Source organism: Pseudomonadota bacterium (assembly GCA_026388215.1).
Lineage (GTDB): Bacteria > Desulfobacterota > Syntrophorhabdia > Syntrophorhabdales > Syntrophorhabdaceae > JAPLKF01.
Genome location: JAPLKF010000002.1, coordinates 1 through 4,246 on the forward strand (window position 1 = coordinate 1; position 4,246 = coordinate 4,246).

The window sequence follows — 4,246 nt, forward strand, 5'->3', positions numbered from 1 at the left end:
CAACGATAAAGATATTCAAGACGATCAATTCAAGCCTCAGGGACAGCGAGCTTATGTATTCGATCTTGCAAGAGGTACAGTCCCTGATTCCTTATGAACTCGCCATCGTGATGGTCAGAGACGATAACAGACCTGACGAGCTTATGATCTATGACCTGCAGAGCAGGGGGCCCATAAACCTTTCGAAGGGATCGTACTACCCGTATAAGGGAACGATCCTTGATAAGGTGATCCAGCAGGAGATGACACTCCTCTTGACGGACACAGGTCAACTTACACATGATACCGAACGGGAGCTCTTTGTTAACCAATATTCAGGGGCAAGTCTTATCAGCGCCTTACGGATAGCCGGCGAAGTTAGTGGTATTATCGCATTGTGTTCACAAAATCCAAATAATCTTAACGAAGAATTAGAATTTGTAGAGGTTGCGAGAGATAGTGTTGCGTTTGCTATTGAGCGTACGAAGCTTTCTACGTCTGTTAAAAGAAGAGACCAGGAATTTGAAACCTTAAAACAGATCGGAGGTGCCCTTGCAGCATCAACATTCGATATTGACCAGGTTTTAAAGTATGCAATGGATATGATACGGGTAACGATGGACGTCGAGGCAGGTTCCCTGCTACTTATCCATAACGGTGAGCTTGAGTTCAAGGTCAGCTTTGATATAGATGCTGCGGCACTTGGTCAGTCAACAATTAAAATAGGTCAGGGGATTGCGGGATATGTAGCTTCTCAGGGGAAATCCATTATCGTCAACGACGTACGGCAGTCACCCCATTTTATCCCTTCATTTGATAATACCACCGGGTTCAAGACGAAGTCTGCCCTGTGCGTTCCCATGATCTCACAGGGGAGGGTAATCGGGGTTATTGAACTGCTGAACAAACGTAACGGTGATTTTGGTAACAATGACGAGCAGCTTCTCCAGTCGATCATCTCATCGCTCATTATTGCAATAGAAAATGCACGACTTTACCAGGAGACCGTCTCTATGACAGAACATGAGAGAGACATCCGCCATATTTTTCAGAAATTTGTACCTAAAGAAGTAGTCGACAAGATCATCTACGGTGAAGAGACAGGCGCTCCCCTTATGGACGAGTTCAGAACATTGACCTTCCTCAATATCGATATCAGGGGATTCTCAAAACTTGCTAAGGCTATTGGTCCCCATAAAACCGTCCCTATGATAAACTATTTCTTTGCGATCATGGGCGAAATCGTCTTCAAAAACCAGGGTATTGTTGATAAGTATCTGGGAGACGGCTTCCTTGCACTATTCGGCGCGCCAATCTCAAGTGTATCGGATGCGGATAATGCCATCGCGGCTTCTCTGGATATGAAGCTGGCAATCGTGCCGGTAAGTGATTATTTCCTGAAAGAAGTAGGGACGACATTATCCATGGGTATAGCAATTCATACCGGTGAAGCCGTTATAGGAAACATCGGCTTTGAGAAAAAGATGGACTATACGGTAATAGGCGATGCTGTGAATACGGTCTTCAGGCTACAATCCATTGTAAAGCCATTAATGAATGGCATCCTCATCAGTGAAAAAACCCGTAAGGCAGCTCAATCAAAACTCGATGTAAGGGAAATCGGTGAATATGATATCGATGCAGCATCTGAAAAAGTAAAAGTATATGAGCTTTTGAGACAGCATAAAATCTGACAGAACGCTTCACTTTGTTAGCAATGACAGCCCTGTATTCATGACTCTTTGAACACAACCTGGTATTCATTTATTGATGTTATACCACTTCGCTCTCAAACAATAAATATGGTATCCATGAAAAAAATTCCTTCGCACTCCGCACTACATTCCAGACCATACTAAACATTCATTCCACTAAAATGGACAAACTTGCCCTTTTAAGGGCTTCGGACATGTCCATTTTCCCTTCGGGACGTTCCACTTCTTGTAAGTATGGTTCCCCTGTCATTTCGTGATGTCGTGCTTCAGGAACATTTTTCATGAGTCTTTGATGGCGAAGCAGTATTATTCAGCGGATTAAAGATGCCCACAGAATGAATGTCAGGGGTGATACAAGGGTGGAGAGGGTAATAGCACCTGATGCAAGGTCTGTATCGCCCCCGATCTCACGTGCCAGTATGTATGAGGTCGTGGCGGTCGGTGTGGCCAGGAGGATAATCCCGGGAAGCGCATCTTTTGGGGAGATGTAATACATTTTGCAATAAAGGACAGCGAGGAAGGGCAGCACCATGAGCTTTAAAAAGGAGACGACGGCGGAGAGTTTAAAAGATTTCTTGATAGTGCCGATTGACATCGATGCGCCTATGATGATAAGCGCCATCGGGAGGGCAATATTTGCCAGAATCCCCATGCCTTTTAACAAAACATTAGGTAGAGAAATATTTGCATAGAGAACCAGAATACCAAGAAAGGTGGCAATGATAACAGGGGTCTTGATTATGGGTATTAAGGCCTTTAATATGTTTTGTTGTTTCTGAGAGGTCCAGGATAGTATGGCTATTGCAAGTGAGTTATTTATTAGGATTAAAAATCCAATAAGGATGCTCCCCTTCTTAAGCCCCTCCTCTCCGAGCATATAAAACAGTACGGCAAGACCTATATAAGTTACATTCCCGTGGAATGTTGTTTGAACAAAGCTGCCAAGCCGTCCCCCTCTTAACCCTACTATTATGCCGAGGAGCAAGGCGATGCAAAATATAATCCCAGTAGGAAGTAAGACGGAAAAGATGTGTGAAAATGTGACATCTTTTATATTCGATTTTACAATGCCGGTAAATATAAGGACTGGTAATGGAAAAAGAAATATAAACCTGTTAGCTTCTGAGATAAAGTGGCTTTTTAAAAACCCTTTCCTCTGGATAATATACCCGAAGATGATGATAAAAAAAATAGGCGCTATGGTTTCAATTACAGCCATTTTTCTCCTATAAGCGTTATTCCCGCAATGCTCCATTCCATAACTCGAAGGCCGGGAATTCTGTTTGCCTCTCTTCTTTTTTGTAGAAAATTGCGTATGTCATGGTCTTGTATTGTGAAAATACCCCTGAATTTGAGGCTATAATCCTCTCCCTCCATGTACCTGTGTTGATATAGTATCTGTGAAAACCATTAGCTACCCCCAGGAAGGAAACATTTTCCTTATGCGTATGTCCATAGGCTACATAGAGGGCATTTTCTTTTTCTGCCATTTCCTCATAGTGCGGTTCTTTTGTCTCAAAATACGAAAAGATTTTAAGGAGCTTTTCTGCCCAGCCTATTGGAATAATTTTTGAGAGAAAGAGCATGTATTCAAGTTTATCAGCTTCATCCAGCGGATTTAATGATTTATCATGCTTTTTAATCCATTCTCTCACGTATGGTATCGTAAAAAAATAATTAACCGTCTTTTTTATAGACTCTTCTATGAAGGATTTTATCTCACCTTCACTATACGTAGTTTGTAGATAATCAAATATCCTCCACTGAGGTCTTATATCTTCGATGCTTTTCAATTCATCTTCAAGTTCAGGGAATTTTTTCTTTATTTCAAAGGGTAATCTGACAAATAGCTCGACCGTATTGACATCCCCTATTGGGATCCCATCTGCTTCAAAATTATAAACATCAAACTCATGGCCATGCCTTATTACAACACCATATGCTTCATTTTCATAATACCCATTTACTATTAAAACATTTCCAAAGGCATCCTTCAGAATATCATTATAACCATCAATTTCCCCTATCATCCTGTCATGATTACCGGGTATGAGATATTTTTGTATTGGTATGGGGTGAAACTGCTTATCCGCCTGCCTGATTATGTCTAAGCTTGTATTATTTGCTTCGATGGCGTTACTCAGTATATGCTTTAAGTGGGGATGGTATGGTGGATTATTAAGCTGAGAGCTGAGAGCTGAAGGCTGAGAGCTGTTTTTTAAGTTCGGCTTTTTCTCTACGCTCCACGCTCTTCGCTGCCCGCTGCTGTTATTCCACGGTTTTTCCCTATCCTCAACTGTCATCCAATATTCACTTCTAAGCAGGTCGAGCGTATCACCTGCAAAGACAACTATCAGTTCTTCATACTCCTTATCTCATACTTCCCTTTATATAATCAAAAAAATGCGAGAAGGCCTTGTGAGATAAATTATGGCAAGAAGTTCCATCAGATAAGTGCAGATCACTAATCACTATAAGCATATGAACGTTTTAACACGTCACTACGAAAGGTTGCAAGAGATTTAAAGGGCACGAAATTATAGACATTCTAT

At 41.6% G+C, this 4,246-nt stretch carries 4 protein-coding genes; 1 reads left to right on the forward strand and 3 read right to left on the reverse strand.

The genetic code is table 11. The features are described from left to right. Positions 1 to 1,673 (forward strand): GAF domain-containing protein (locus NTU69_00020; protein MCX5801919.1); only part of this gene is annotated, 1,673 nt, incomplete at its 5' end. A gap of 169 nt (positions 1,674 to 1,842) precedes the next feature. Here NTU69_00020 and NTU69_00025 read toward each other — a convergent pair. From NTU69_00025 to NTU69_00035, 3 genes are read right to left on the reverse strand one after another with little or no spacing between them, the layout of a single operon-like run. Beyond that, positions 1,843 to 1,977 (reverse strand): hypothetical protein, encoded by a 135-nt coding sequence (locus NTU69_00025; GenBank protein MCX5801920.1) that lies wholly within the window; start codon positions 1,975 to 1,977, stop codon positions 1,843 to 1,845. Between the two features lie 27 nt (positions 1,978 to 2,004). Beyond that, the gene (locus NTU69_00030; GenBank protein MCX5801921.1) at positions 2,005 to 2,913 is read right to left on the reverse strand and encodes an AEC family transporter; all 909 of its coding nucleotides are present in this window, start codon (positions 2,911 to 2,913) and stop codon (positions 2,005 to 2,007) included. 16 nt (positions 2,914 to 2,929) lie between these two features. Next, complete coding sequence (locus NTU69_00035; GenBank protein MCX5801922.1) at positions 2,930 to 3,997, reverse strand: hypothetical protein; 1,068 nt, start codon at positions 3,995 to 3,997, stop codon at positions 2,930 to 2,932. Between the last annotated feature and the right edge of the window lie 249 nt (positions 3,998 to 4,246).

Coding starts and splice junctions, on each gene's coding strand:
- NTU69_00035 (MCX5801922.1), bottom strand. CDS start 3,997: ATGACAGTTGAGGATAGGGAAAAACCGTGGAATAACAGCAGCGGGCAG.
- NTU69_00025 (MCX5801920.1), bottom strand. CDS start 1,977: ATGAAAAATGTTCCTGAAGCACGACATCACGAAATGACAGGGGAACCA.
- NTU69_00030 (MCX5801921.1), bottom strand. CDS start 2,913: ATGGCTGTAATTGAAACCATAGCGCCTATTTTTTTTATCATCATCTTC.